This window comes from Psychrobacter sp. 1U2, assembly GCF_051847575.1.
Genome location: NZ_JBPYDC010001439.1, coordinates 1 through 600, shown reverse-complemented (window position 1 = coordinate 600; position 600 = coordinate 1). Strand labels below are relative to the sequence as shown.

Sequence of the window (600 nt, the reverse complement as noted above, 5' to 3'; positions counted from 1 at the left end):
TGGGTAAATCTGATTGGGATATGCCGCCGACTGGCTATGTAGCCGAATGGGTTGAGAGTGATGATGACCGTCCATGGCCGCCTTTAGGTTAGGCTAACTGTAAATTTATTTTTGATAATCTTTCGCAGCCAGTTAACCTTAAGACTACTATTCCACAACATTACATTATACAAATACGTATAATAATTGTTAGGATATTAGTGAGTAGAACATTCCATTAAATACAGTCTAATAAGGAAAATAAAATGGTTAATAATACGGATTACGTTGGAACGCTATTTGATAATAGTGAGTCAAACCCAGGCAAAATTACTTTAGCCTTTACGATGGCAGGTGTCGCGCTTAAAAAAGGTCACTCTGCATCAGTGATACTGATGGTAGACGCGGTACACCTAGCATTGCCGAACGCTTTGGATAACGTCGATATTGGCGATCCGTTCGACCCTGCTAAGGATTTGCTAGAAGCGTTTGTAGAGAAAGGTGGTAACGTCTTAGTCTGCGGTGCCTGTATGAAACACGGCGGTGTGGAAGAGTCAGACATCGATAAGCGCTTTACCGTCATCAGCGGCGATGATGTGGTTGAGCTATTGATGAATGCGA

General features: G+C 42.3%; 1 protein-coding gene. It reads left to right on the top strand.

Annotation, left to right across the window (positions count from 1 at the left end; all coding sequences use genetic code 11):
- Nucleotides 1-245: 245 nt before the first annotated feature.
- Nucleotides 246-600, top strand: a 355-nt coding sequence (locus ACS8FD_RS22515) for a DsrE family protein (protein ID WP_439277496.1), incomplete at its 3' end; no start/stop codon positions are given.